The organism is Pseudomonas fluorescens group sp. PF-1 (genome assembly GCF_054481335.1).
On record NZ_JBTMNG010000001.1, the window covers coordinates 1,236,196 to 1,262,800 of the forward strand.

General features: G+C 60.1%; 18 protein-coding genes and 1 riboswitch. Of the genes, 16 read left to right on the plus strand and 2 right to left on the minus strand.

The genetic code is table 11. The features are described 5' to 3' along the window. Positions 1-389: 389 nt before the first annotated feature. From acs to argR, 7 genes are all read left to right on the plus strand, one after another. On the plus strand, positions 390-2,345 hold the full coding sequence (gene acs / locus ACX3YD_RS05935; RefSeq protein ID WP_458959467.1) for an acetate--CoA ligase: 1,956 nt from the start codon (positions 390-392) through the stop codon (positions 2,343-2,345). A 700-nt stretch (positions 2,346-3,045) separates the two neighbouring features. Then, a complete protein-coding gene (locus ACX3YD_RS05940) occupies positions 3,046-3,822 on the plus strand; it encodes an ABC transporter substrate-binding protein (RefSeq protein WP_047532380.1) in 777 nt (258 codons plus the stop codon). 92 nt (positions 3,823-3,914) lie between these two features. Further along, positions 3,915-4,604: an ABC transporter permease gene (locus ACX3YD_RS05945; RefSeq protein WP_047532379.1), complete on the plus strand. Its 690-nt coding sequence runs from the start codon at positions 3,915-3,917 to the stop codon at positions 4,602-4,604. Further along, positions 4,601-5,299, plus strand: a complete 699-nt coding sequence (locus ACX3YD_RS05950) for an ABC transporter permease (protein WP_103405943.1) — start codon at positions 4,601-4,603, stop codon at positions 5,297-5,299. The genes ACX3YD_RS05945 and ACX3YD_RS05950 overlap by 4 nt, the downstream gene beginning before the upstream one ends. A gap of 1 nt (position 5,300) precedes the next feature. Next, positions 5,301-6,413 carry a M14 family metallopeptidase gene (locus tag ACX3YD_RS05955; RefSeq protein ID WP_458959468.1) on the plus strand — a complete coding sequence of 371 codons (1,113 nt, stop codon included), beginning with the start codon at positions 5,301-5,303 and terminating at the stop codon, positions 6,411-6,413. A 27-nt stretch (positions 6,414-6,440) separates the two neighbouring features. Further along, the gene (locus ACX3YD_RS05960) at positions 6,441-7,205 is read left to right on the plus strand and encodes an ABC transporter ATP-binding protein (RefSeq protein WP_007971015.1); all 765 of its coding nucleotides are present in this window, start codon (positions 6,441-6,443) and stop codon (positions 7,203-7,205) included. 245 nt (positions 7,206-7,450) lie between these two features. Further along, positions 7,451-8,431 carry a transcriptional regulator ArgR gene (gene argR, locus ACX3YD_RS05965; RefSeq protein ID WP_047532376.1) on the plus strand — a complete coding sequence of 327 codons (981 nt, stop codon included), beginning with the start codon at positions 7,451-7,453 and terminating at the stop codon, positions 8,429-8,431. A gap of 16 nt (positions 8,432-8,447) precedes the next feature. Here argR and ACX3YD_RS05970 read toward each other — a convergent pair whose 3' ends face one another. Continuing rightward, a complete protein-coding gene (locus ACX3YD_RS05970; RefSeq protein ID WP_458959469.1) occupies positions 8,448-13,472 on the minus strand; it encodes a dermonecrotic toxin domain-containing protein in 5,025 nt (1,674 codons plus the stop codon). 313 nt (positions 13,473-13,785) lie between these two features. Between ACX3YD_RS05970 and ACX3YD_RS05975 the strand changes: the two genes are divergently transcribed. From ACX3YD_RS05975 to astE, 7 genes are all read left to right on the plus strand, one after another. After that, positions 13,786-15,006 (plus strand): aspartate aminotransferase family protein, encoded by a 1,221-nt coding sequence (locus ACX3YD_RS05975; RefSeq protein WP_047532374.1) that lies wholly within the window; start codon positions 13,786-13,788, stop codon positions 15,004-15,006. 228 nt (positions 15,007-15,234) lie between these two features. Beyond that, positions 15,235-16,254: an arginine/ornithine succinyltransferase subunit alpha gene (gene aruF, locus ACX3YD_RS05980; RefSeq protein ID WP_025112905.1), complete on the plus strand. Its 1,020-nt coding sequence runs from the start codon at positions 15,235-15,237 to the stop codon at positions 16,252-16,254. A 73-nt stretch (positions 16,255-16,327) separates the two neighbouring features. Then, positions 16,328-17,353 (plus strand): arginine N-succinyltransferase, encoded by a 1,026-nt coding sequence (gene astA / locus ACX3YD_RS05985; protein ID WP_047532373.1) that lies wholly within the window; start codon positions 16,328-16,330, stop codon positions 17,351-17,353. Beyond that, a complete protein-coding gene (astD, locus tag ACX3YD_RS05990) occupies positions 17,350-18,819 on the plus strand; it encodes a succinylglutamate-semialdehyde dehydrogenase (RefSeq protein WP_458960387.1) in 1,470 nt (489 codons plus the stop codon). The genes astA and astD overlap by 4 nt, the downstream gene beginning before the upstream one ends. A gap of 137 nt (positions 18,820-18,956) precedes the next feature. Then, positions 18,957-20,303 (plus strand): N-succinylarginine dihydrolase, encoded by a 1,347-nt coding sequence (astB, locus tag ACX3YD_RS05995; protein WP_458959470.1) that lies wholly within the window; start codon positions 18,957-18,959, stop codon positions 20,301-20,303. Between the two features lie 61 nt (positions 20,304-20,364). After that, positions 20,365-20,652, plus strand: a complete 288-nt coding sequence (locus ACX3YD_RS06000; RefSeq protein WP_047532370.1) for a hypothetical protein — start codon at positions 20,365-20,367, stop codon at positions 20,650-20,652. A gap of 12 nt (positions 20,653-20,664) precedes the next feature. Beyond that, the gene (astE, locus tag ACX3YD_RS06005) at positions 20,665-21,675 is read left to right on the plus strand and encodes a succinylglutamate desuccinylase (protein ID WP_047532369.1); all 1,011 of its coding nucleotides are present in this window, start codon (positions 20,665-20,667) and stop codon (positions 21,673-21,675) included. 117 nt (positions 21,676-21,792) lie between these two features. Here the strand turns inward: astE and ACX3YD_RS06010 are convergent, their stop codons facing one another. After that, a complete protein-coding gene (locus tag ACX3YD_RS06010) occupies positions 21,793-22,302 on the minus strand; it encodes a 6,7-dimethyl-8-ribityllumazine synthase (protein ID WP_047532368.1) in 510 nt (169 codons plus the stop codon). Positions 22,303-22,417: 115 nt separating this feature from the next. Further along, positions 22,418-22,588: riboswitch (FMN riboswitch) on the minus strand. 196 nt (positions 22,589-22,784) lie between these two features. Here ACX3YD_RS06010 and ltaE point away from each other — a divergent pair. Both ltaE and alaS read left to right on the plus strand, forming a co-directional pair. Then, positions 22,785-23,789: a low-specificity L-threonine aldolase gene (gene ltaE, locus ACX3YD_RS06015; protein ID WP_458959471.1), complete on the plus strand. Its 1,005-nt coding sequence runs from the start codon at positions 22,785-22,787 to the stop codon at positions 23,787-23,789. A gap of 146 nt (positions 23,790-23,935) precedes the next feature. Further along, the gene (gene alaS / locus ACX3YD_RS06020; protein WP_458959472.1) at positions 23,936-26,560 is read left to right on the plus strand and encodes an alanine--tRNA ligase; all 2,625 of its coding nucleotides are present in this window, start codon (positions 23,936-23,938) and stop codon (positions 26,558-26,560) included. Positions 26,561-26,605 lie beyond the last annotated feature (45 nt).

The following is a 26,605-nucleotide window of genomic DNA, read 5'->3' on the forward strand; positions in this document are numbered from 1 at the left end:
TGCCTTCGTGGGGGCTGTAACGTGGTTAACTCAGTTTGCCGGGTTGGCGATGCAGATTTTAGAGGGGAGGGGTTTATTCATATAGCCATGCTTTTGATAAACACCTTTGACAGATTTCGTAACAATCCCATGTATGGGCGAACTTGCTCGCGGTGAATCGTGGGGCGCTGCGGGGTGTCAGGTTTGGCGCGTTATTGTTCAGGAGCATCGCGAGCAAGCTCGCTCCTACAAGGGGCGGCGTGATACTGGAACATTCGTTCCAGCCTTGTTTTGCGCTTACCGGGGCATTTTGTATGGGCTTGTTACTACCATCGTCGAATGGTTCTATAGGGCCGGCCCGGCTACAACGGGGTCATACAAAAACAACTATATTCCCCGAGGTAAGAAAGATGAGTGCGGCTTCCCTGTATCCCGTTCGTCCCGAGGTTCTGGCCAACACGCTGACCGACGAGGCGACCTACAAGGCCATGTACCAGCAGTCAGTCGTCAACCCGGACGGCTTCTGGCGCGAGCAAGCCAAGCGTCTCGACTGGATCAAGCCTTTCACCACGGTCAAACAGACGTCCTTCGACGATCACCATGTCGACATCAAGTGGTTCGCCGACGGCACCCTGAACGTCTCCTACAACTGCCTCGACCGTCATCTGGCCGAGCGCGGCGATCAAGTCGCAATCATTTGGGAGGGCGATGACCCTTCCGAAAGCCGCAACATCACCTACCGCGAACTGCACGAGCAAGTCTGCAAGTTCGCCAACGCCCTGCGCGGCCAGGATGTGCACCGCGGCGACGTGGTGACGATCTATATGCCGATGATCCCCAAAGCCGTGGTCGCCATGCTGGCCTGTGCCCGGATCGGCGCGATTCACTCGGTGGTGTTCGGTGGTTTCTCGCCGGAAGCCCTGGCGGGCCGCATCATCGACTGCAAGTCGAAGGTGGTGATCACTGCCGACGAAGGCATTCGTGCCGGCAAGAAGATCCCGCTCAAGGCCAACGTCGACGACGCGTTGACCAACCCGGAAACCAGCAGCATCCAGAAAGTCATCGTGTGCCAGCGCACCGGCGGTGACATCAAGTGGAACCAGCATCGCGACATCTGGTACGAAGATTTGATGAAAGTGGCGGGCACCGTGTGCGCGCCGAAAGAAATGGGCGCCGAAGAAGCGCTGTTCATCCTCTACACCTCCGGCTCCACCGGCAAGCCGAAGGGCGTGCAGCACACCACCGGCGGCTACCTGTTGTACGCGGCCATGACCCACGAGCGCGTATTCGACTACCGCCCGGGTGAGGTCTACTGGTGCACCGCCGACGTCGGTTGGGTCACTGGTCACTCCTATATTGTCTACGGCCCGCTGGCCAACGGCGCGACCACGCTGCTGTTCGAAGGCGTGCCGAACTACCCGGACATCACCCGGGTGGCGAAGATCGTCGACAAGCACAAGGTCAACATCCTCTACACCGCCCCAACCGCCATTCGCGCCATGATGGCTTCGGGCACCGCAGCCGTCGAAGGTGCTGACGGCAGCAGCCTGCGCCTGCTCGGTTCGGTGGGCGAGCCGATCAACCCGGAAGCCTGGGAGTGGTACTACAAGAATGTCGGCAAGTCCCGTTGCCCGATCGTCGACACCTGGTGGCAGACCGAAACCGGCGGCAACATGATGAGCCCGCTGCCGGGCGCGCATGCCCTCAAGCCGGGTTCGGCGGCACGTCCGTTCTTCGGCGTGGTACCAGCGCTGGTGGACAACCTGGGCAACATCATCGAAGGCGAGGCCGAGGGCAACCTGGTGATTCTCGATTCGTGGCCAGGCCAGGCACGCACGCTGTACGGCGACCACGACCGTTTCGTCGACACCTACTTCAAGACCTTCCGTGGCATGTACTTCACCGGTGACGGCGCCCGCCGTGACGCTGACGGTTACTACTGGATCACCGGTCGCGTCGACGACGTGCTCAACGTGTCCGGCCACCGCATGGGCACCGCCGAGATCGAAAGCGCGATGGTCGCTCACCCGAAAGTCGCCGAAGCGGCGGTGGTCGGTGTGCCGCATGACATCAAGGGGCAGGGCATTTATGTCTACGTCACCCTGAAAAACGGCGAAGAGCCGAACGAGCAACTGCGCCTGGAACTGAAAAACTGGGTGCGCAAGGAGATCGGCCCGATCGCTTCGCCGGATGTCATCCAGTGGGCGCCAGGCCTGCCGAAAACCCGTTCGGGCAAGATCATGCGCCGGATTCTGCGCAAGATCGCGACCGGCGAATACGATGGCTTGGGGGATATCTCCACACTGGCCGATCCGAGCGTGGTGCAGCATTTGATTGATACGCACAAGACCATGAATGTTGCGTAAGTAGCGTTCGGCGTCATCCAAAGCCCCGCCAGGTGTTGAGCCTGGCGGGGTTTTTTAATGTCGGGTGATTGTGTGGTGGCTGTGCGGGTCTCTTCGCGGGCAAGCCCGCTCCAACAGGTTTCGGTCGTGTGGCGTAAATCGCAGTCACTCCATTGATCCTTGTGGTAGCGGGCCTGCTCGCGAAGGCGGCCTGTCGGTCGCCGTCTATGCAACAGCCAATAATTATCGGTTTCCCCTGTAGGCTGTTTCCCGCTGTTACCCCTGATCCTTCAAGTTACTAAATGTGTAACCGCCCGCGCCGATACGGGGCATAGGGAAACGCCAGCCCCCGGATGAGGGCACTCAGAACGCCCCTCAAAAATAAGAACCCACGCTGCGCTTGCCGGATTTGAAGGGTTTGCTAATAATAGGCCCGCAATTTGCAATGTATATCGGTTCACTGTCTTTTGCTCTTGCATGATTTTGCAGAGCTGTCAACGTGCCAAACCGGCATTCTCAGTGCTTCTGTAACTAGTTGTCGCATTGAAGAAATATCGGCTTCGGGCCTGTCGTTAGAATGCCGATCACTCGCTCGTCGTTGCTCGTGTTGAAATTTCGCACGTGCACTGTAGGACGCAGCAAAACTATCCGGTTCCACTCATTCGCATATTGGGCTGTCGCTCACTCTGCCGTTTTAGCCCTTTACCGATGGAGTCCCAAGATGAAGAAACTCGTGCTGCTTGGCGCCCTGGCACTGTCCGTGCTGTCCCTGCCAACCTTCGCCGATGAAAAGCCTCTGAAAATTGGTATCGAAGCGGCTTACCCTCCGTTCGCTTCCAAGGCCCCGGACGGCAGCATCGTTGGTTTCGACTACGACATCGGCAACGCCCTGTGCGAAGAGATGAAGGTCAAGTGCGTGTGGGTCGAGCAAGAGTTCGACGGTCTGATCCCGGCACTCAAAGTGCGCAAGATCGACGCGATTCTGTCGTCCATGTCGATCACTGAAGATCGCAAGAAGTCCGTGGACTTCACCAACAAGTACTACAACACCCCGGCCCGCCTGGTCATGAAGGAAGGCACTCAGGTCAGCGAAGGCCTGACCGAGCTCAAGGGCAAGAACATCGGCGTGCAACGTGGTTCGATCCACGAGCGTTTCGCCCGCGAAGTCCTGGCCCCGCTGGGTGCCGAGATCAAGCCTTACGGTTCGCAGAACGAAATTTACCTCGACGTGGCCGCCGGCCGCCTCGACGGCACCGTGGCAGACGCTACCCTGTTGAATGACGGTTTCCTTAAGACCGACGCCGGTAAAGGTTTCGCGTTCGTCGGCCCTGCGTTCACTGACGTCAAATACTTCGGCGACGGCGTTGGCATCGCGGTTCGCAAGGGCGACAAGGCTGAGCTGGACAAGCTCAACGCCGCTATCGCCGCCATTCGTGAGAACGGCAAGTACAAGCAAATCCAGGACAAGTACTTCGATTTCGACATTTACGGCAAGTAAGTACGTCGCAACGAAAAGTCCGAAATGGCGCAAGCAACAGGATCTCTGAGGTTTGCGCCATTTTTTCATCCCAACTTTCGAGGACCTGAATCATGTTGAAAGGCTACGGGGCTGTCATCCTCGATGGCGCTTGGCTGACGCTTCAGCTCGCCTTGTCGTCCATGGCGCTGGCCATCGTTCTGGGCCTGATCGGCGTGGCTTTGCGCCTTTCGCCGGTGCGCTGGCTGGCCTGGCTGGGCGACCTGTATTCCACCGTGATCCGCGGCATTCCTGATCTGGTGTTGATCCTGCTGATTTTCTACGGGGGGCAGGACCTGCTGAACCGCGTCGCACCGCTGCTCGGCTTTGACGAGTACATCGACCTGAACCCGTTGGCCGCCGGTATCGGCACCCTGGGCTTCATCTTCGGTGCATACCTGTCGGAGACCTTCCGTGGCGCGTTCATGGCGATTCCCAAAGGTCAGGCCGAAGCCGGCATGGCGTATGGCATGAGCAGTTTCCAGGTGTTCTTCCGCGTGCTGGTGCCGCAGATGATTCGCCTGGCGATTCCGGGTTTCACCAACAACTGGCTGGTACTGACCAAGGCGACCGCACTGATTTCGGTGGTGGGCCTGCAAGACATGATGTTCAAGGCCAAGCAGGCGGCAGACGCCACCCGTGAGCCTTTCACCTTCTTCCTCGCAGTGGCGGCGATGTACCTGGTGATCACCAGTGTCTCGTTGCTGGCACTGCGTCACCTTGAGAAGCGCTACTCGGTAGGCGTAAGGGCGGCTGATCTATGATCTTCGACTACAACGTCATTTGGGAGGCCTTGCCGCTGTACTTCGGCGGCCTGGTGACCACCCTCAAACTGCTCGCGCTGTCACTGTTCTTCGGCCTGCTGTGTGCATTGCCGCTGGGCTTGATGCGCGTCTCGAAAAACGCTGTCGTCAACATGACGGCCTGGCTCTACACCTACGTGATCCGCGGCACACCGATGCTGGTGCAGCTGTTCCTGATCTACTACGGTCTGGCGCAGTTTGAAACCGTACGGGAAAGCTTCCTCTGGCCTTGGCTGTCGAGCGCGACCTTCTGTGCGTGCCTGGCGTTCGCCATCAACACCAGTGCGTACACCGCCGAAATCATCGCCGGCAGCCTGCGCGCCACGCCGAACGGTGAGATCGAGGCGGCCAAGGCCATGGGCATGTCGCGCTTCAAGATGTACAAGCGCATCCTGTTGCCATCGGCCCTGCGCCGGGCCCTGCCGCAGTACAGTAACGAAGTGATCATGATGCTGCAGACCACCAGTCTGGCATCCATCGTGACCCTGATCGACATCACCGGTGCGGCGCGCACGGTCAACGCCCAGTTCTACTTGCCGTTCGAGGCATACATCACCGCTGGCGTGTTCTACCTGTGCCTGACCTTCATTCTGGTGAAGCTGTTCAAACTGGCCGAGCGCCGTTGGCTGGGCTATCTGGCCCCGCGGAAGCACTGATATGGAACGCATTGATCATTCATTGCCGTGGAGCCATCTGGGCAGCGAACGCCGGATTTCGGTGTTCCGCTTCGGCACCGGCGAGCGCAAGGCTTACATTCAGGCCAGCCTGCACGCCGATGAGCTGCCGGGTATGCGCACGGCCTGGGCACTGAAAAAGCGCCTGGCCGAACTGGAAGCCCAAGGTTTGTTGAACGGCGTGATCGAACTGGTGCCGGTGGCCAATCCTTTGGGCCTCGGTCAACTGCTGCAAGGCAATCACCAAGGACGTTTCGAGGCGGGCAGCGGCAAGAACTTCAACCGCGACTTCGTCGAGCTCAGCGCGCGGGTGGCCGCGGGACTCGCCGGGCACCTGGGCGATGACCCGCACGCCAATATCCGTTTGATTCGCCAGGCCATGAGCGATGCGCTCGCCGCATTGCCTCCGGCCAGCAGCCAGTTGCAGGGCATGCAGCGCATTTTGCTCAGCCATGCCTGCACCGCCGATGTGGTACTGGATCTGCATTGCGACGCCGAAGCAGCGCTACACATGTATGCCTTGCCGCAGCATTGGCCGCAGTGGCGTTCACTGGCCGCGCACCTGAATGTGAAAGTCGGTCTGCTGGCGGAAGATTCCGGCGGCAGTTCCTTTGACGAGGCCTGTTCGCTGCCGTGGTTGCGCTTGTCGCGCCTGTTCCCGGATGCGCAGATTCCGTTGGCCTGCCTGGCGACTACCGTTGAACTGGGTGGTCAGGCCGATACCGGTCGCGCCGAGTCCGAGGCTCATGCCGAAGGCATTCTGGCGTTCCTCGCCGAGCAGGGATTGATCGGCGGTGAGTGGCCGAAACCTGCGCAGGACGCGTGCGAAGGCATGCCCTTCGAAGGCACTGAATTGCTGTTTGCGCCGCACCCCGGTGTGGTGAGTTTCCTGCGCAAGCCCGGTGAATGGGTGGACGCTGGAGACGAGATTTTTGAAGTGATCGATCCGCTGGCGGATCGGGTCAGCACGGTGTGTGCTGGTACGTCCGGGGTGCTGTTTGCCATTGAGCGGCTGCGTTACGCCCAACCCGGTTTCTGGCTGGCCAAGGTGGCGGGGCGCGAAGCGCTGCGTCACGGGCGCTTGCTCAACGACTGACTGACTGTTTTTGTGAGAACCGACCGCATGTACAAACTTGAAGTCCAAGACCTGCATAAACGCTATGGCAGTCACGAAGTGCTCAAGGGCGTGTCCCTGAAAGCGGCAGCGGGTGATGTGATCAGCATCATCGGCTCCAGTGGCTCCGGCAAAAGTACTTTCCTGCGTTGCATCAACCTGCTGGAGCAGCCGCACGCGGGCAAGATCTTGCTCAACAACGAAGAACTGAAACTGGTGGCGAACAAGGACGGCGCGCTCAAGGCTGCCGATCCGAAACAGCTGCAACGCATGCGTTCGCGCCTGTCGATGGTGTTCCAGCATTTCAACCTGTGGTCGCACATGACTGCGCTGGAAAACATCATGGAAGCGCCGGTGCATGTACTGGGCGTGTCCAAGGCCGAAGCGCGGGAAAAAGCCGAGCACTATTTGAACAAAGTGGGTGTGGCTCACCGTAAGGATGCTTACCCGGGTCATATGTCCGGCGGCGAACAGCAGCGCGTGGCGATTGCCCGTGCGTTGGCGATGGAACCGGAAGTGATGCTGTTCGACGAACCGACCTCGGCCCTCGACCCGGAGTTGGTCGGCGACGTGCTGAAGGTGATGCAGGCCCTGGCCCAGGAAGGCCGGACCATGGTGGTGGTGACTCATGAAATGGGCTTTGCCCGTGAAGTGTCGAACCAGTTGGTGTTCCTGCACAAAGGTGTCGTCGAAGAAAGCGGCAACCCGCGCGAAGTGCTGGTGAATCCGCAGTCCGAACGTCTGCAGCAATTCTTGTCCGGTAGCCTGAAGTAATCAGGGCTGCCGTTGTGCACCGGGATAGTGCATGCTTCGCAACCTAGAGATCGATCCCCGATCCCTGTGGGAGCTGGCTTGCCAGCGATAGCGGTGGGCCAGTTTGCATCTCTGGCACAGACACACCGCCATCGCTGGCAAGCCAGCTCCCACAGGGGACGATGCTGGTTTCGAGATTTGCGTTCATTTACGGGCTAGCATTGGCCCATGCCTTCATCATTGTTCTTCGTTCCGGATTGCCCGCCATGACTGCCCATCGAATTGGTTTCCTTGTTTGGCCCAGCACTAAAGCACTGACGCTTGCGCTGGCTGAGGAGGCCTTGCGTGTTGCCCAGCGTGTGCATCCGGAGGTGGTTTACGAATTGTCGTTCCTGCAGGCCGAGCCACCGGCCGAAGGTGCCTGGCAATTGCCCGGCGAAGCGTGGACCGGCAAGCTCGAGAACTTTCAGAAACTGTTCCTGCTGGCAGATGAGCCACCCACCAGCCTTGCCCCGGCGCTCAGCAGTGCGCTGAAGCAACTGGTGCGTGCCGGTTGCGTGATCGGCGGTCTGTCGGCCGGTGTCTACCCGTTGGCGCAACTCGGTTTGCTCGATGGCTATCGCGCGGCCGTGCATTGGCGCTGGCAGGACGATTTCGCTGAACGCTTCCCGAAAGTCATCGCGACCAGCCATCTGTTCGACTGGGATCGTGATCGCCTGACGGCGTGCGGTGGCCTGTCGGTACTCGACTTGCTGCTGGCGGTGCTGGCCCGAGATCACGGCGCCGAGCTGGCCGGTGCGGTCTCTGAAGAACTGGTGGTCGAACGTATCCGTGAGGGGGGGGAGCGCCAGCGCATTCCTTTGCAGAACCGTCTCGGCTCCAGCCATCCAAAGCTCACCCAGGCGGTGTTGCTGATGGAAGCCAACATCGAAGAGCCGCTGACCACCGACGAAATCGCCCAGCACGTGTGCGTGTCCCGTCGGCAGTTGGAGCGGATTTTCAAGCAATACCTCAACCGTGTGCCGAGCCAGTATTACCTGGAATTGCGCCTGAACAAGGCCCGGCAGATGTTGATGCAAACCAGCAAGTCGATCATTCAGATCGGTCTGTCCTGCGGCTTTTCCTCGGGGCCGCATTTCTCCAGCGCGTACCGCAACTTCTTCGGCGCCACGCCGCGGGAAGATCGCAACCAGCGGCGCAGCAGCAGCCCATTCGAGTTGTCCTCGGTGCCGTCGGAGCGCGGTTGATCCGCGCCTGACGGGGCTACTCGTCCGGGTCTGATTCTCCAGAAGACGACACCTCCAGCTCAGCTCGCTGGATCACTTCCTCGACCCCGAAGTCGACGTTGGTCAACTTGAAATACTCAATCAGGATTTTCAAACTGGCTTCGTTGAACGGATTGTCGCGCAGGTTGATGGGTTCGGCATCCTCCATTGGCAGCTCGAGAATATCGGTGGGTATCCGAGTGATCTGGTTACCGCTCAGATCGGCTGCGTCCAGACGCTTGAGTTGCAGCAGACCGGCAGGCAGTTCGGTGAGCTGGCAGTTGTCCAGTTGCAGGGTGGCCAGCTCGGTCAGCTGAGTGACATCCGGTGCGAGCTCCAACGGGTTGTTACTCAAATCCAGAAAGTCCAGTTGGGTCATCTCGGAAAGGTTCAGGACGCTCTGTGCCGTCAGGGTGATGTGGCAGTCCGGGAGGTTCAACGACGTCAGTTCGCCCATGCGGAAAATCGCCTCCGGGATATCGCCCAGGTGAAAGTCGCGGATGCTGAGGGTCTTGAGTTTCGGGAAGCCTTCCAGGAACCGGCTGACGTCCATGGGCAGGCCGCTTTCACTATTGAGATAAACCATCGTGACATGGCTGAAGTCTGCACTCAGTGCCGGCAAGTCACCGGTGATGTGAGTGTCCAGGCTCAAGTCGTAGCTGGGTTGCAGCAAATCGCTCATGTCTTCGGCCACGGTCTCCCGACGCCAGCATCGCAGCACGAACTGTTTGAATTCGTCTCGGGCCCAATGCTCGTTCAGCAGTTGCTGAGCGTTGAAAGGTTGTTGGGTGACGGGATGGAGAGCGGGAATGTCGGCGGTCCAGGCAGCCAGCTCGGTTTCCAGGGTGGCAAGTTCGGCTTCCAGGCGACTCAGTTCGGCTCGCCCCTCGTCCAGTGTTCCAGGCAGCGAATTCACGAACTTGCTCGCTTCTTCCTGGTCCATCATCGGATAAAGCGCTTGCGCACGTCGCAGGTCCGACGCCTCGGCATAGATACCGAAGTCCTGGCGTGTGGCCAGGTAGTGTTGCTTGAGGCGTTCGCGGGTGGCGGACGACAGTGGGTTGTTGCCCAGGTCGAATCCTTCCTGACTGTCGGGTGGCATTGAGAAAAGGGCTGTTGGCAATTCTTCGATCCGGTTGTCGTTGAGCAGTGCGGTGCTCAGGCGCGGGCGGGTCAGTAAGTCCTTGGGCAGCTCGGAAATGCCGGTGTGTGAGAGGTCGATGTAATTCAGTTTGGGCATGCCGCCGACGTCCGGTACCAGGCCCAGCGGATTGTTATACATGTCCAGTATGGTCATTTGATCCTGTGCGGCGAGCGTGGCGTGGGCCTCGGGGCTGAGGCTGATCGCGCAATCGCTGAGAATCAGTTCATCAAGTTGTAGCTGCGCGACAACATCCGGAAGGTGACCCAGGTTGAAATAACGCAGTTTCAGGGTGCGCAATCCGGTAAAACTGCGCAGAAACGCCTGCGTACCCCGCGCGGCGCTACAACCATCCATTGTCAGCGTTTGGACACGGCTGAAGTCGGCGCTCAGGGCTGGCAGCTCGCCAATTATCGGCTGGAAGAAGTTGAAATCGGTCGTGGCGAAGCCAGTCTGCGTGGGTACCCATTGACGCCGCCAGCACTCCATCAGATCGATCATGAATTGCCGTCGAGCCTGCATCTGGGTGGTCAGCTGTTCAGGCGTGAGCCTGGTCTGGGTATCAGGCAGGTACTGCGGGATGTCGTTGCACCAGGGAGACAGGGTGTCGTAGAGCCCCGAATGTTCAACCATGAGTCGATTCAGTTCTGCCCGTGGCCCTGCCGGGTGTTGTTGCAGGCGCTCGACAAACGCATCGAGTTCCTCGGCCGACAGTTGCGGGAACAACGACTGGACGCGGGCTTGCAGGGTGGGCGTACGGGTGGGAAGGAGCCGATAACCATCGCCGCCGCCCAACAGTCGCATGACCTTCGGGTCGTAGGCAGGCTTGAGATTAACCTGCCGGCCCAGCAGTGTGCGCAAGGCCTCGCGGCTCAGTGGGTGTTGGCGAATCAACTGTTTGAGCCGGGCCTCGTCGCCAATCTGGACGTTCAGCGCCATGCGCTCGCTGTCGGGCAACGCCTGCAGCAGGCTGTTAAAAAACGTGGTCGAACCGCTGAGTTCTTCTCCATCCTGATCAAACGGCTGATAGGCGCCGTCCTCGCCGAGCACCAGTATTTTGCGCAGGCTGGCGTCAGCGCTGCCGAGGCTGTCGATCAGGCGCCCGTCGGGGCTGTAGTGGCGCATTTCCAGGCGCAGTTGTCCGCTCCAGCCTGGCAGGTTTTCCAGTGAATGCAGAGCCAGGCAATCGGTGTCGATGTTGTCCTCGGTCGACGGCAACTCAAGGCCTTCGTAGGCGCGAGTCACCCGTACCTGCAACCTGGCCTCCTGGCTCAGTTCCGCCAGCCTGGGGGAAATCTTGCCGCTCTTGAGTTGTGCCAGCTCCAGGTCGTTGGCCGTTGCTGCAATCGCGTCTGCGATGGTGGTCGGTAATCCGGGTTCGGCATCGATGAGGATTTGAGTCGTGGACTGAGCGCCCTGTTCGAGTGTGCGGTAACGCTGTTCGAACAGGCTCTGTCGCTTGCGTTGGGCGAGTTGGGCCAATTTCTGGCGCAGGCTGCGCGTACGACTTTCGAGGCGAGGGGAGGGCAGGCCGAATTCTTCGCCCATCAAGGTTCTCGCTTCTTCGTCCGACAGGGCTAGCAGGAAAGTTTTGAGCAGATCGCCGTCCTTGAGTTGCGTGGCATCGATTGGCACACGCGGCACATCCGGTGCGGGACTTTGCCAAAGTATGTTCGCCTCGCCATCCGTCAGTTGCAGCCCTTTGGTTTTCGGCCAGTAACCGTTGGCGTTGAGCAATTCGAGCTGGGTGACGGGGTCTGCCCTCAGGTACAGCTCCGGCCGGTCGCTGCCGATTTGCTCGATGAAGGTTTGTATGTCCTGGTCGATCGTGAAGCGCTTGAGCGTGTCGGCCAGAACCGGCGGCAGCGGTCCTGCATGGGTGTGCATCTTGCGCAGGACGTTTTCGTGGGTGCCGCTGATGGTTAGCATGCCTTCGCGTTCGCGCTCGGAAAAGCGCTGCATGTCCGGCCCGATACGTCGAAGCAAGGTGGTCTGGTCCCAGCTCAGAGGTTGGTCGACCTCGGTTTGCCAGGTGCCGGCCCTGTTGTGTTTGAGCCTGGGTTTGTAGGCCTCGGGTCGGGTCGGATGGTCGATGCGATGTTCACCCGTCAGCGGATTTTCGCTGACGGCGTAGCGTTTGTTCTCCAGGGGTAACAGGGTTTTGTCCTGGTGACGGTGCAGCCCGAGCGTGTCCGGTTTTGATTCGTCGGGAAGCACCGCGGGATGCTCGTAGGCGGTGAGGTCGGGTTGCCAGTAGCGGGTTTCACCGTTTGGACGTTTCACTGAGTTGAAACGGTCGAAGAACTGCACGATTTCCTTGGGCAGAGCCGCGCGAAATTCTCCCGCCGCGATCACGCCACCGGCGGCAAAAGTGCCCAGCTGGACAGCGGACTCAACGACGCCCATCAAATGCCCAAAAGCCTCGCGACCTTGGCCCTCGGCCCAGTCGACGACGCTTTCGAAGGTTTCGTCGAGCAACTGGTAAGCCATATAAGCGAGCATCAGTTCGCCAAGAAACGGTACGAACGGCAAGGCAATGAAGGCGGCGACATTCAACAGTGCTGAAGCGATTTCGGTGAAGGAGTCCCATAGTGCCCAGCGAGCTCTCTGGTCGACCGTTGCCGTGGATACCGCGATGACCCGGGCATCGTTGAGAATCTTGTTGAGCTTCGACTGGTACTGGTGAGTCCACAGGTCGCCCTTGATCGGCGTTGAGGCAATGCGCAAATCGACTCGCTGGTTGGGTTGCTCGCGCCAGGTCGGGCGCGGATCACCCGGCTGAACCGGTTGCCAGATAATGGGGGCCAGTTGGCTGTTCAATTGGGCGAAGAAGTGGCCGCGATCCTCGTGGTCGATGAAGCGGCTGAAGAATTGTTGATAGGCGGGCGCGCGCAGGCGTTTGCTCAGTTCTTCGGCAAAGGCGGCGGACGATGAGTATTCCTTGATCGGATGTTCGGGGTCATCAGGGATATAGGCCACGACCCTGGCCACTTCGCGTGCGCTTTCAAGGTCCGGGGCAAATAACAGAACACCGGTCAGGCGCGCGTTCATGATGGTCAACTCATGACAGCCCCATGGCTGGCCGCGCAAACGCAGATAAGGCAGGTCGTCCAGCAGGCCAAGAATCAGTTGGTGGACATCACTGCCCAGCCGTTTTTGCATCTGCGCCATATGCAGTGCGGCGATCAGCGCGGTTTTCTGGCTGTCATGGATTTTCGGTTGCAGCAGTGCCGCCGCCACCGGGTTGCTGATGCCCAGGTTGTCCTCCAGATACTCTTTATAGCGCTGGCCGATATCCAGCTCCCGGCACAGGCGGGTAAACGCCTTGATGGGCATTTTTTCCGCCATCTGCGGCAAGGTCTCGAATCGCCCATCGGCCGAGGGCGTCGTGATGTAAGTCGAGGTGGGTTCGAAGGCGTCAGTTTCGGTTTCGGCACTTTCGAAGTTGTGCAGCGCCGCGTCCAGCAGCGACACCGTCCAGATGCGTGCAGCCCCGGATTTCAATCGTAGCCAGGGTAGGTGGGTGGGGATGTAAAGGCGCAGGAAGGTTTTGCGGACGTTCGGTTCCAGACCGAACTGGCTCTTGAGCGCCGTTTCCAGCAGTGGTCGGGCGAAGTCGGCGGGGCTTTGCAGATTGGCCATCATCTGATCGACCCGATTCTGGCTGGTCACATGACGGGCGATGAGTTTGCCCAGTTCTGCGTGCCGATGTGGCGGGGCGTCCTTGAGACTGGCCGGCAATCCCGGGGTGATATTGCTCAGTGCTTCACGCCGTTGGGGCGTTGCCTGGCGCAGCCAGGACGGGATGACGTTAGTCAGGTGCTGAAAGTGAGCGTCCGGCTTTAAGGCATCGGTCGCCAGGAGGGTAACTTGGGTAGTCATGGGGTCTAGAGCGCCATCGAAGTTTGATAAGGCCCTTAGGAAACCGCGCGAAGGCGGACGACGTGCGGTACATATTTACCTCACTCACCCAATCGCTATCGGTTACAACGGAGCAAGCCTGCCGCAAACGCTCGCCGCCAGTTAAACTGCGCCTTTGCGACCCTATATGTCGCATTGCCGTAAACCCGGGAAAATCCGGGGTTTGCGCTATAAGAAGTTGTCGCTTGGCGGCAAGGCCGGGCTGAAAACTGTCCTTACAATCCCCCCCATCGCTCGCCAGTTTCAGGCGAGTGTTCGTCTTCAGGAGACTCCGATGTCCGTTGAGCACGCTGCGGTACAACGCGCCGATTTCGACCAGGTAATGGTTCCCAACTACGCGCCTGCCGCTTTCATTCCAGTGCGTGGCGCCGGTTCCCGCGTATGGGACCAGTCCGGCCGCGAGTTGATCGACTTCGCCGGCGGGATTGCGGTAAACGTATTGGGCCATGCGCATCCGGCGCTGGTCGGTGCGTTGACCGAGCAAGCCAACAAGCTGTGGCATGTGTCCAACGTGTTCACCAATGAGCCGGCCTTGCGCCTGGCCCATAAGCTGATCGATGCCACTTTTGCTGAGCGCGTGTTCTTCTGCAACTCCGGTGCTGAAGCCAACGAGGCTGCCTTCAAGCTGGCCCGTCGCGTCGCGTTCGATCGCTTTGGCAGCGAAAAATACGAAATCATTGCCGCGCTGAACAGCTTCCACGGTCGTACCCTGTTCACCGTGAACGTGGGTGGCCAGTCGAAATACTCCGACGGCTTCGGTCCAAAAATCACCGGTATCACTCACGTCCCTTACAACGATCTGGCTGCTTTGAAAGCCGCCGTTTCCGACAAGACCTGTGCCGTGGTGCTGGAGCCGATCCAGGGTGAAGGCGGCGTACTGCCGGCCGAACTGGCCTACCTGCAAGGCGCCCGCGAGCTGTGCACCGAGCACAACGCGCTGCTGGTGTTCGACGAAGTGCAAACCGGCATGGGCCGCAGCGGCAAGCTGTTCGCCTACCAACATTACGGCGTGACCCCGGACATCCTGACCAGCGCCAAGAGCCTGGGCGGCGGTTTCCCGATCGCGGCGATGTTGACCACCGAAGACCTGGCCAAACACCTGGTCGTCGGCACCCACGGCACCACCTACGGCGGCAACCCGCTGGCGTGCGCAGTCGCGGAAGCCGTGATCGACGTGATCAACACCCCTGAAGTGCTGAACGGCGTCAACGCCAAGCACGACAAGTTCAAGGCCCGCCTGGAGCAAATCGGCGAGAAGTACGGCCTGTTTACCCAGGTGCGTGGCCTGGGGCTGTTGATCGGTTGTGTACTGAGCGATGCCTGGAAAGGCAAGGCCAAGGACATCTTCAACGCTGCTGAAAAAGAAGGCCTGATGATTCTGCAAGCCGGTCCGGACGTGATTCGCTTCGCCCCGAGCCTGGTGGTTGAAGACGCTGATATCGATGCCGGCCTGGACCGCTTCGAACGCGCCGCAGCCAAGCTGACACAAGCCTGATAGACCTTTCGACGCCTGACATTTCAGGCGTCGATCCAAATTTTTGTTTCGGGCTGGATCAAAAGTGTGGGAGCTAGCCTGCTAGCGATGAGGGCCTGATAGCCAGCATCATTGTTGCCTGACAGGACGATATCGCTAGCAGGCTAGCTCCCACAGTTGACTCTGAGTTGTTTCAGGGATGGCCCGGGATTTTTTCTTTTGTAAGTTCTGAGATTAAGGAGTGACACCATGCTGGTGATGCGCCCCGCGCAAATGGCTGATCTGGGCGAGGTACAGCGTCTGGCTGCGGACAGCCCGATTGGTGTCACTTCCCTGCCGGATGACGTTGAACGCCTGAGCGACAAGATCGCGGCAAGCGAAGCCTCATTCGCTGCCGAAGTCAGCTTCAACGGTGAAGAAAGCTATTTCTTCGTCCTCGAAGACACCGCGACCGGCAAACTGGTCGGTTGCTCGGCGATCGTCGCGTCGGCCGGCTATTCAGAGCCGTTCTACAGTTTCCGTAATGAAACCTTCGTGCACGCTTCCCGCGAGCTGAAGATTCATAACAAGATTCACGTGCTTTCTCAGTGCCACGACCTGACCGGCAACAGCTTGCTGACCAGTTTCTACGTACAGCGCGAGCTGGTGGGTTCGCCTTGGGCCGAACTCAATTCCCGTGGTCGCCTGCTGTTCGTGGCCAGCCATCCGGAGCGCTTTGCCGATTCGGTGGTGACCGAGATCGTCGGTTACAGCGATGAAAATGGCGATTCGCCGTTCTGGGACGCCATCGGTCGCAACTTCTTCGACCTCAACTACGCCGAAGCAGAGCGTCTGTGTGGCCTCAAGAGCCGGACGTTCCTCGCCGAGCTGATGCCGCATTACCCGATCTATGTGCCGTTGCTGCCGGATTCGGCGCAAGAAGCGATGGGGCAGGTGCACCCGCGGGCGCAGATCACGTTCGACATCCTGATGCGCGAAGGCTTCGAGACCGATCACTACATCGACATTTTCGACGGCGGCCCGACCTTGCATGCCCGTGTCTCGGGGATCCGTTCGATTGCCCAGAGCCGTGTGGTGCCGGTGAAAATCGGTGAGCCGGTCAAAGGCGCCGGTCGTCAGTACCTGGTGGCCAACGCCCAGTTGCAGGATTACCGCGCGGTATTGCTCGAGCTTGATTACGCGCCGGGCAAACCCGTCACCCTGGATCTGGAAGCAGCCGAAGCCCTGGGCGTCGGTGAAGGTGCCAGCGTGCGCCTGGTGGCGGTTTAACGCCTGCTTCAATGAATGCTTAGAAAGCAGCGAGTTTCGCGGGTGGCGCAAGCGACCCGATTGAGGAGATAGCATGATCGTTCGTCCCGTACGCAGCAGCGATTTACCCGCTCTGATCGACCTGGCCCGCAGCACCGGCACCGGCCTGACTACCTTGCCAGCCAACGAAGAGCGCCTGGCCCATCGGGTCGGCTGGGCCGAGAAGACTTTCCGTGGCGAAGCCGGGCGGGGCGATGCGGACTACCTGTTCGTACTCGAAGACGACGACGGTCGCGTGGTGGGCATTTCCGCCATCGCCGGTGCCGTAGGCCTGCGTGAGCCTTGGTACAACTTCCGCGTGGGGCTGACGGTCAGTGCCTCGCAGGAGCTGAAAATCTATCGCGAAATCCCGACGCTGTTCCTGGCCAACGACCTGACCGGTAACTCGGAACTGTGCTCGTTGTTCCTGCACGCCGACTACCGCAGTGGCCTCAATGGCCGCATGCTGTCCAAGGCGCGGATGCTGTTCATCGCCGAATTCCCGCACCTGTTTGGCAACAAGATCATCGCCGAGATGCGCGGCGTGTCCGACGAAGCCGGGCGTTCGCCATTCTGGGAAAGCCTGGGCCGGCACTTCTTCAAAATGGAATTCAGCCAGGCCGACTACCTGACCGGCGTTGGTAACAAGGCGTTCATCGCCGAGCTGATGCCAAAATTCCCGTTGTACACCTGCTTCCTCTCTCCAGAGGCGCGCAACGTGATCGGTCAGGTTCATCCGGACACCGAGCCGGCGCTGTCGATGCTCAAGAGCGAAGGTTTCAGCTATCAAGGCTACGTCGACATCTTCGACGCCGGCCCGGCCATCGAGTGCGAAACCGGCAAGATCCGTGCGGTGCGCGACAGCCAGGCCCTGGTGCTGGCCATCGGCACGCCGGGTGACGACGCCACGCCATTCATTATTCACAACCGCAAGCGCGAAGACTGCCGGATCACTGCCGCACCCGCACGCTTCGCCGCCGGTACGCTGGTGGTCGATCCGCTGACTGCCAAACGTCTTCAACTCAACGCCGGCGATCAAGTGCGCGCCGTTCCGTTGTCCGCTGCTCGGGAGTCGAAATAATGAAGTCGCTTTACATCGCAGGTGAATGGCTGGCCGGTCAGGGCGAAGCCTTTGAGTCGCTGAACCCGGTGACCCAACAGGTGGTTTGGTCCGGCGAAGGCGCCACCGCTGCTCAAGTTGAATCGGCCGTACAAGCGGCGCGCCAGGCGTTCCCGGGCTGGGCCCGTCGCACGCTGGAAGAACGTATCTCGGTGCTGGAGGCTTTTGCCGCCGCATTGAAGAACAACGCTGACGAACTGGCCCGCACCATCGGTGAAGAAACCGGCAAACCCCTGTGGGAAGCGGCGACCGAAGTCACCAGCATGGTCAACAAGATTGCGATCTCGGTGCAGAGTTACCGTGAACGTACCGGCGAGAAGAGCGGCCCGCTGGGCGACGCCACCGCCGTTCTGCGACACAAGCCACATGGCGTGGTGGCCGTGTTCGGTCCCTACAACTTCCCTGGCCACTTGCCAAACGGTCACATCGTGCCGGCGCTGCTGGCCGGTAACACGGTGCTGTTCAAGCCGAGCGAGCTGACGCCGAAAGTGGCCGAGTTGACGGTCAAGTGCTGGATCGAAGCCGGTTTGCCAGCCGGCGTGTTGAACCTGCTGCAAGGCGCGCGCGAAACCGGTATTGCCCTGGCGGCGAACCCAGGCATCGACGGTCTGTTCTTCACCGGTTCCAGCCGTACCGGCAACCATCTGCACCAGCAGTTCGCCGGTCGTCCGGACAAGATCCTGGCGCTGGAAATGGGTGGCAACAACCCGCTGGTGGTCGATCAGGTCGCCGACCTCGATGCCGCCGTTTACACCATCATCCAGTCGGCTTTCATATCTGCCGGTCAGCGTTGCACCTGCGCGCGCCGCCTGCTGGTGCCGCAAGGCGCCTGGGGCGACACCCTGCTGGCGCGGCTGGTGGCGGTCAGCTCGACGCTTTCAGTCGGCGCGTTCGATCAGCAGCCGGCGCCGTTCATGGGCTCGGTGATTTCCCTGGGCGCCGCTAAAGCGCTGATGGACGCACAGGCGCATTTGCTGGCCAACGGCGCCGTGTCGTTGCTGGCGATGACTCAGCCTCAGGCGCAATCCGCATTGCTGACCCCTGGCATTCTGGATGTGACCGCCGTGGCGGATCGTCCGGACGAAGAGTTGTTCGGCCCGCTGCTGCAAGTGATCCGCTACGCTGATTTTGAATCGGCGATTGCTGAGGCCAACGACACGGCCTACGGCCTGGCTGCGGGTCTGTTGTCGGATTCCGAAGCGCGTTACCAGCAATTCTGGCTGGAGAGCCGTGCCGGTATCGTCAACTGGAACAAGCAGTTGACCGGTGCTGCCAGCAGCGCGCCATTCGGCGGCGTCGGCGCCTCGGGCAACCACCGCGCCAGCGCCTACTACGCGGCGGATTACTGCGCGTATCCGGTGGCCTCGCTGGAAACCCCGAGCCTGGCCTTGCCGTCGGCCCTGACCCCCGGCGTGAAAATGGCCTGACGCCCATTCGCGAACAAGCTCGCTCCCACAGGGAAATGCACTCCAATGTGTGAGCGAGCTTGCTCGCGAAGGCCGCGCCCCGGTCTTACTGAATTGTTATCTGATGCCTATAAAAACAGATTCGTGGAGCCTCGCTGATGAAATCCTATGAAGTCAATTTTGACGGTCTAGTGGGGCCTACCCATAACTACGGTGGCCTGTCCTACGGCAACGTGGCGTCCCAGAGCAACAGTCAGCAGTCTTCGAACCCGAAGGAAGCCGCGCTGCAAGGCCTGGCAAAAATGAAAGCGCTGATGGAAATGGGCTTTCAGCAAGGCGTGCTGGCGCCACAAGAGCGTCCGGACGTGGCGGCACTGCGTCGCCTGGGCTTCAGTGGCACCGACGCTCAAGTCATCGAGCGCGCCGCCAAAGACGCCATGCCCCTGCTGGTCGCCAGTTGCTCGGCTTCGAGCATGTGGGTGGCCAACGCCGCTACCGTCAGCCCAAGTGCCGACACTGCGGATGGCCGCGTGCATTTCACCGCCGCCAACCTGAATTGCAAATATCACCGCAGCATCGAACACCCGACCACCAGCCGCGTGCTGGGGGCGATGTTCGCCGACCAGAAGCACTTCGCGCACCACGCGGCCCTGCCGGCCGTGGCGCAGTTCGGTGACGAAGGCGCTGCCAACCACACCCGTTTCTGCCGTGAGTACGGTGAGGCAGGCGTTGAATTCTTCGTCTTCGGTCGCAGCGCGTTCGATACCCGCTACCCGGCACCGCAGAAGTACCCGGCGCGCCAGACCCTCGAAGCGTCACAGGCCGTTGCCCGGTTGCACGGCCTGAGCGATGACGGCGTGGTCTACGGCCAGCAGAACCCGTCGGTGATCGATCAGGGTGTATTCCACAATGACGTGATCGCCGTGGGTAATGGCGAAGTGCTGTTCTATCACGAGGACGCATTCCTCGAGACCGAGCAAATGCTGGCCGAGTTGCAGAGCAAGCTCGCCAAGGTCGGTGGCAAATTCCAGTCGATCTGCGTTCCGCGTTCCGCCGTAACCGTTGAAGACGCGGTTCGTTCCTACCTGTTCAACAGCCAGCTGCTGTCCCGTCCCGACGGTTCCATGCTGTTGATCGTGCCCGAAGAGTGCCGTGGCAATGAGCGTGTCTGGCAATACCTGCAGGGTTTGACCAGCTCCGGCGGCCTGATCCGCGAAGTCAAAGTCTTCGATCTCAAGCAGAGCATGCAGAACGGCGGTGGCCCGGCTTGCCTGCGTTTGCGCGTCGCTCTCAACGAAACCGAGCTGGCGGCGGTCAATCCAGGGGTTATCATGACGGCACCGTTGTATGGCACGTTGACCGAATGGGTCGACAAGCACTACCGCGACCGCATGACCGAAAACGATCTGGCGGACCCGCAATTGTTGCTTGAGTGCCGGACGGCACTGGATGAACTGACACAAATCCTTAAACTGGGCTCGGTTTATCCATTCCAGATCAATTGATCGACGGCGCGCGCTCGGGCACGACCGCGCGCCGCTTCATCTCCAATGAGAGCGTAATTACATGAGCGACAAACTGCAGCTGATCCTTGAAGACACTGACGGCACGCAACTGGAAACCTCCTGCACCCGCGTCGCGGTCATGTGGCAAGGCAAGGAGCTGTGGATCCAGCACGATGGCCGTGGTCAGTTGCTGATTGGCGTGGACGTCGAAGAAGGTGACGCCGAATACGCCAACCTGCTGCTGCGCCCATTGGCGACTAATCTGGTAAGTCTGCAACTGGAAATGGAACCGGCTGAAGTCGGCGACGAAGACCACGTTCACGGCCCGGATTGCAATCACGATCACTAAGGAAACCGCTCTATGCTCGCCCTCGGCAAACTGCTTGAACTGACCCTCGCCGGCCGTGAACCGGCGGAGAAGACTCAACTGACTGTCGAAGGCGTGCGCATGCGCTGGTTGAGCGAAGGTGCGCTGGAAGTCCGGCCACCTGAAGCTCGCGACAATGGCCTGGACCTGCTGCTGTCGGCGGGTATCCACGGTAACGAAACAGCGCCGATCGAACTGCTCGATCGCCTGTTGCATGACATCGCCCGCGGTGATCTGAAACCGCGTGCACGTATTCTGTTCCTGTTCGGCAACCCCGAGGCGATTCGCAAAGGCGAGCGTTTCGTCGAGCAGGACGTCAATCGGCTGTTCAACGGCCGTCACGAACAAAGCAGCGGCTCCGAAGCGTTGCGCGCTTGTGAGCTGGAGCGTCTGGCGGCGAGTTTCTTCAGCCTGCCGGACCGCGATCGCCTGCACTATGACCTGCACACCGCCATTCGCGGCTCGAAAATCGAGCAGTTCGCGTTGTATCCGTGGAAGGAAGGTCGTCAGCATTCACGCCAGGAGCTGGCCCGCCTGCGCGCCGCCGGCATGGAGGCGGTGCTGCTGCAGAACAAGCCGTCCATCGTTTTCAGCTCCTACACCTACGACAAGCTCGGTGCTGAGTCCTTCACGCTGGAGTTGGGCAAGGCGCGGCCATTCGGGCAGAACGACGGGGTGAACGTGTCCAGGCTGGAAACACGCCTCAAACAGATTATCGAAGGCTCCGAGCCGGCGCTGAATGAAGTGGCGCTGGATGGCTTGAAGCTGTTCAGCGTTGCGCGGGAAATCATCAAGCACAGCGACAACTTCCGCCTGAACTTGCCAGCGGATATCGAAAACTTTTCGGAGCTGGAAGTGGGTTATCTGCTGGCCGAAGACATCGCCCAGACCCGTTGGATCATCGAGGAGGAGGGCGCCCGGATTATCTTCCCGAACCCCAAGGTGAAGAATGGCCTGCGTGCCGGCATCCTGATCGTGCCGACCACCGACGAAAATCTGGCCTGACCGGATAACCCCTGTGCGAGCTTGCTCACGATGGACTTGAGAACGCAGCGGGGTATCAGATACGCAGCGTTTTCGTTGAAGACCATCGCGAGCAGGCTCGCTCCTACAGGTCCTGTGTTAAACAGCGACTGCGCGCGGTTCAGTGCGACGTAGCGCACGGATCTTGTGCAGCGTATCCGCGCACGTCTTCGCCGCTTCCTGGCCTTTATGCACGAAATGCTCGAAGAAGAACTTCTGGTGTTCTTCGCCGGCATGGAAGTGGTGCGGGGTCAGGGACACCGAGAACACCGGCACTTCGGTTTCCAGCTGAACCTGCATCAGACCACTGACCACTGACTGGGCGACGAACTCGTGACGGTAGATGCCGCCGTCCACCACGAGGGCGGCCGCTACGATGCCGGCATACCGGCCGGTCTTGGCCAGCAGCTTGGCGTGCAGGGGCATTTCAAAGGCGCCGCCGACTTCGAAGAAGTCGATGTCGGATTCCTGATAACCCTGGGCAATCATTTCGCTGACGAAGCCTTTACGGCTCTGGTCAACAATATCCTTGTGCCAGCAGGCCTGGATGAACGCAACGCGTTCGCCGTGATGGTTTTTGCTTTTGCTGTCGATTGCGGTGGGTTGCATGTTCTGACTCCTGTTTGTGTGAAAAACAGGGCGTTATGAATCGAATGGGATTTAAGGGTACGCAGGCACAAGTGCCTGCGGACGGCGCTTTGGTATTGAGCCTAGGCGGCGCCAATCCCGTTCTCTCTTCATCCGGACTATGACCGTCGGCCCCGGGATCACACCGGGTCTGCTGACCTTGCCGCCAGTCACCGCCGAAGCCGTACTGTCGCCAAGCGCTCGCGGGCTATGCGCGTTGCGCGCAATTACCGCCGGTGGGGAGTTGCACCCCGCCCTGAGAACGTTTTGCCGCCAGATTTTCTGGCGGCGCAGCGTTTTTAACACATATTTCCTACGTACGCATCGATGCTTTCAGATCAATTCCATCGATTTTTTCACTGGATTACCCCGACTTTTCCTTCATCAAGGGTTGAATATTCATCGGCATGACCGTAGTAATTCTTTTCTGAAAGGGATTTCCCCTGTTTACCGAGGCCAGATTCATGAGTGTTATCGATCTTCGCAGCGACACCGTCACCCAACCCACGGCCGGCATGCTCGATGCGATGACCAGCGCCGCCACCGGCGACGACGTTTTTGGAGAGGATCCGACGGTCAATCGACTGGAAGCCGAATTGGCCCGGCGCCTGGGTTTTGCGGCGGCGCTGTTTGTACCGACCGGCACGATGAGTAATTTGCTGGGGCTGATGGCTCACTGCGAACGCGGTGACGAGTACATCGTCGGTCAGCAAGCGCACACCTATAAATACGAAGGTGGCGGCGCGGCAGTGCTCGGTTCAATCCAGCCGCAGCCACTGGAAGTGCAAGCAGATGGTTCGTTGGACCTGGCGCAGGTCGCCGCCGCGATCAAGCCGGATGACTTCCACTTCGCCCGGACCCGATTGCTGGCGCTGGAAAACACCATGCAGGGCAAGGTCTTGCCGCTGGAGTATCTGGCAAAGGCGCGCCGTTTTACCCGTGAGCATGGTCTGCAACTGCACCTGGACGGCGCGCGGCTGTTCAACGCAGCGGTCAAGCTCGGGGTCGACGCCCGGGAAATCACCCAGCATTTCGACTCTGTCTCGGTTTGTCTGTCCAAAGGCCTGGGCGCGCCGGTGGGTTCGGTGTTGTGCGGCTCGGTCGAGTTGATCGGCAAGGCTCGGCGCCTGCGCAAGATGGTCGGCGGCGGCATGCGGCAGGCCGGGATTCTGGCGGCGGCAGGCCTGTATGCGCTGGACAACAACGTTCAGCGGCTGGCTGATGACCACGCCAACGCACAATTGCTGGCCGAGGGCCTGCGCGCGGCAGGTTTTGAGGTCGAGCCGGTGCAGACCAATATGGTCTACGTGCAGATGGGCGACCAGGCCGACGCGCTCAAGGCGTTCGCCGACGCGCGCGGGATCAAGTTGAGCGCGGCCGCACGCCTGCGAATGGTCACGCACATGGACGTCAGTGCGGCGCAAATCGAGCAGGTCGTCGCGACATTCGTCGACTTTTCGCGCAAGTGATAGCGTTAGCGCTCCAATTGACTGTTTCTATCGTATAAACACGCTGTACCCCGCGCGTAGGGCCGATATAATGCGGCCCTTTGCCGTCGCTTCGTCTGTTGACGTTTCGAACAGGCCTTTGGCCGCAGCCTCCGTGGAAGAACCTAATGAAAAGCGCAGAAATCCGTGAAGCCTTCCTTCGCTTCTTCGAAGAGCAAGGCCACACCCGTGTAGCCTCCAGCTCTTTGATTCCGGGCAACGATCCAACCCTGCTGTTCACCAACGCGGGGATGAACCAGTTCAAGGACTGTTTCCTGGGCCAGGAAAAGCGCGCGTACACACGTGCCGTCAGCAGCCAGAAATGCGTGCGCGCTGGTGGCAAGCACAACGACCTGGAAAACGTCGGTTACACCGCCCGTCACCATACTTTCTTCGAAATGCTGGGTAACTTCAGCTTCGGTGACTATTTCAAGCGTGATGCCATCACCTACGCCTGGACCTTCCTGACTTCCGACAAATGGCTGAACCTGCCGAAGGAAAAGCTCTGGGTCACGGTCTATGCCAGTGATGACGAGGCGTACGACATCTGGACCAAGGAAATCGGCGTTCCCGCCGAACGCATGGTTCGTATCGGCGACAACAAAGGCGCTCCTTACGCTTCCGACAACTTCTGGACCATGGGCGATACCGGCCCGTGCGGTCCTTGCACCGAGATTTTCTACGATCACGGCGCCGACATCTGGGGTGGCCCACCGGGCTCGCCGGAAGAAGACGGCGACCGCTACATCGAAATCTGGAACAACGTGTTCATGCAGTTCAACCGCACCGCCGATGGCGTGTTGCACCCGCTGCCAGCGCCGTCGGTAGACACCGGCATGGGCCTGGAGCGGATCAGTGCCGTGCTGCAGCACGTGCATTCGAACTATGAAATCGACCTGTTCCAGAGCCTGCTGAGCGCATCGGCCAAGGCCATCGGTTGCACCAACGACGCACAGGCGTCCCTGAAAGTCGTGGCTGACCACATCCGTTCTTGCGGTTTCCTGATCGCTGACGGCGTGCTGCCATCCAACGAAGGCCGTGGCTATGTGCTGCGCCGGATCATTCGTCGCGCCTGCCGTCACGGCAACAAGCTCGGGGCCAAGGGCAGCTTCTTCTACCAGATCGTTGCGGCACTGGTTGCCGAGATGGGCGAAGCCTTCCCTGAACTGAAATCCCAACAGGCGCACATCGAACGCGTTCTGAAGGCCGAAGAAGAGCAATTTGCCAAGACCCTGGAGCAGGGCCTGAAAATCCTCGAGCAGGATCTCGCCGAACTCAAGGGCGACGTGGTGCCCGGCGATGTCGTGTTCAAGCTCTACGACACCTACGGTTTCCCGATGGACCTGACCGGCGACATCGCTCGCGAACGCAACCTGACCATCGACGAAGAAGGTTTCGAACGTGAAATGGAAGCCCAGCGCGTCCGTGCCCGTTCGGCCAGCTCTTTCGGCATGGACTACAACAGCCTGGTCAAGGTGGATGTCGATACCGAGTTCACCGGTTACCACGCCACCAGCGGTTCGGCGAAAGTCGTTGCCCTCTATAAGGACGGGCAATCGGTCGATGTATTGAGCGAAGGCGAAGAAGGCGTGGTCGTTCTGAACCAGACCCCGTTCTACGCGGAGTCCGGTGGCCAGATCGGCGATTGCGGCTACCTGCAGGCCGGTGCTTCGCGCTTCGATGTGCGCGACACCACCAAGACCGGTGGCGCGTTCCTGCATCACGGTGTGCTGGCGTCGGGTAGCCTGTTGATCGGTGCGCCGGTGGAAACCCATGTCGAGGCTGACGTGCGTCACGCCACCTCGCTGAACCACTCGGCCACTCACTTGTTGCACGCCGCCTTGCGCCAGGTGCTGGGCGATCACGTTCAGCAGAAAGGCTCGTTGGTCGACAGTCAGCGCCTGCGTTTCGACTTCAGTCACTTCGAAGCGATCAAGCCGGAACAGCTCAAAGCGCTGGAAGAGATCGTCAACGCCGAAATTCGCAAGAACTCCGCGGTTGAAACCGAAGAGACCGATATCGAAACCGCCAAGAAGAAAGGCGCCATGGCGCTGTTCGGCGAGAAGTATGGCGACAATGTTCGCGTGCTGAGCATGGGCGGTGATTTCTCCGTTGAGCTGTGCGGCGGTATTCACGCCAACCGTACCGGCGACATCGGCCTGCTGAAAATCATCAGTGAGGGTGGTGTGGCGTCTGGTGTGCGTCGTATCGAAGCGGTCACCGGTGCTGCGGCCCTGGCCTACTTGAATGCGGCCGAAGAACAACTCAAGGAAGCGGCCAGCCTGGTCAAGGGCAGCCGCGACAACCTGATCGACAAGTTGTCGGCTGTGCTGGAGCGCAACCGTCTGCTGGAGAAACAACTCGAGCAATTGCAAGCCAAGGCTGCCAGCGCCGCGGGCGACGATCTGTCGGCTTCGGCATTGGACGTCAAGGGTGTGAAAGTGCTGGCTGTTCGTCTGGACGGTCAGGATGGCAAGGCGCTGCTGGCGCTGGTCGATCAGCTGAAAAACAAACTCGGCCGCGCAGTGATCCTGCTCGGCAGTGTCCATGAGGAAAAGGTCGTACTGGTTGCAGGCGTAACCAAAGACCTGACTGGCCAACTCAAAGCCGGTGATTTGATGAAGCAAGCCGCTGCGGCAGTGGGCGGGAAGGGCGGTGGTCGTCCAGACATGGCGCAAGGCGGCGGTACCGACGCTGGCGCACTGGATGCAGCACTGGCGCTGACCGTTCCATTTGTAGAGCAGGGTTTATAAGGCAGTGCTCTCGGCCCGCAGTCTAGTGGCGGGCCGGAACGCTGT

What these genes read in the sequence shown, in the direction of transcription:
- ltaE (WP_458959471.1), top strand. Translation starts at nt 22,785, where the DNA reads ATGAGTGTTATCGATCTTCGCAGCGACACCGTCACCCAACCCACGGCC.
- astE (WP_047532369.1), top strand. Translation starts at nt 20,665, where the DNA reads ATGCTCGCCCTCGGCAAACTGCTTGAACTGACCCTCGCCGGCCGTGAA.
- ACX3YD_RS05955 (WP_458959468.1), top strand. Translation starts at nt 5,301, where the DNA reads ATGGAACGCATTGATCATTCATTGCCGTGGAGCCATCTGGGCAGCGAA.
- ACX3YD_RS06000 (WP_047532370.1), top strand. Translation starts at nt 20,365, where the DNA reads ATGAGCGACAAACTGCAGCTGATCCTTGAAGACACTGACGGCACGCAA.
- acs (WP_458959467.1), top strand. Translation starts at nt 390, where the DNA reads ATGAGTGCGGCTTCCCTGTATCCCGTTCGTCCCGAGGTTCTGGCCAAC.
- astA (WP_047532373.1), top strand. Translation starts at nt 16,328, where the DNA reads ATGATCGTTCGTCCCGTACGCAGCAGCGATTTACCCGCTCTGATCGAC.
- ACX3YD_RS06010 (WP_047532368.1), bottom strand. Translation starts at nt 22,302, where the DNA reads ATGCAACCCACCGCAATCGACAGCAAAAGCAAAAACCATCACGGCGAA.
- ACX3YD_RS05975 (WP_047532374.1), top strand. Translation starts at nt 13,786, where the DNA reads ATGTCCGTTGAGCACGCTGCGGTACAACGCGCCGATTTCGACCAGGTA.
- ACX3YD_RS05960 (WP_007971015.1), top strand. Translation starts at nt 6,441, where the DNA reads ATGTACAAACTTGAAGTCCAAGACCTGCATAAACGCTATGGCAGTCAC.
- alaS (WP_458959472.1), top strand. Translation starts at nt 23,936, where the DNA reads ATGAAAAGCGCAGAAATCCGTGAAGCCTTCCTTCGCTTCTTCGAAGAG.
- ACX3YD_RS05940 (WP_047532380.1), top strand. Translation starts at nt 3,046, where the DNA reads ATGAAGAAACTCGTGCTGCTTGGCGCCCTGGCACTGTCCGTGCTGTCC.
- ACX3YD_RS05970 (WP_458959469.1), bottom strand. Translation starts at nt 13,472, where the DNA reads ATGACTACCCAAGTTACCCTCCTGGCGACCGATGCCTTAAAGCCGGAC.
- astB (WP_458959470.1), top strand. Translation starts at nt 18,957, where the DNA reads ATGAAATCCTATGAAGTCAATTTTGACGGTCTAGTGGGGCCTACCCAT.
- argR (WP_047532376.1), top strand. Translation starts at nt 7,451, where the DNA reads ATGACTGCCCATCGAATTGGTTTCCTTGTTTGGCCCAGCACTAAAGCA.
- ACX3YD_RS05945 (WP_047532379.1), top strand. Translation starts at nt 3,915, where the DNA reads ATGTTGAAAGGCTACGGGGCTGTCATCCTCGATGGCGCTTGGCTGACG.
- aruF (WP_025112905.1), top strand. Translation starts at nt 15,235, where the DNA reads ATGCTGGTGATGCGCCCCGCGCAAATGGCTGATCTGGGCGAGGTACAG.
- ACX3YD_RS05950 (WP_103405943.1), top strand. Translation starts at nt 4,601, where the DNA reads ATGATCTTCGACTACAACGTCATTTGGGAGGCCTTGCCGCTGTACTTC.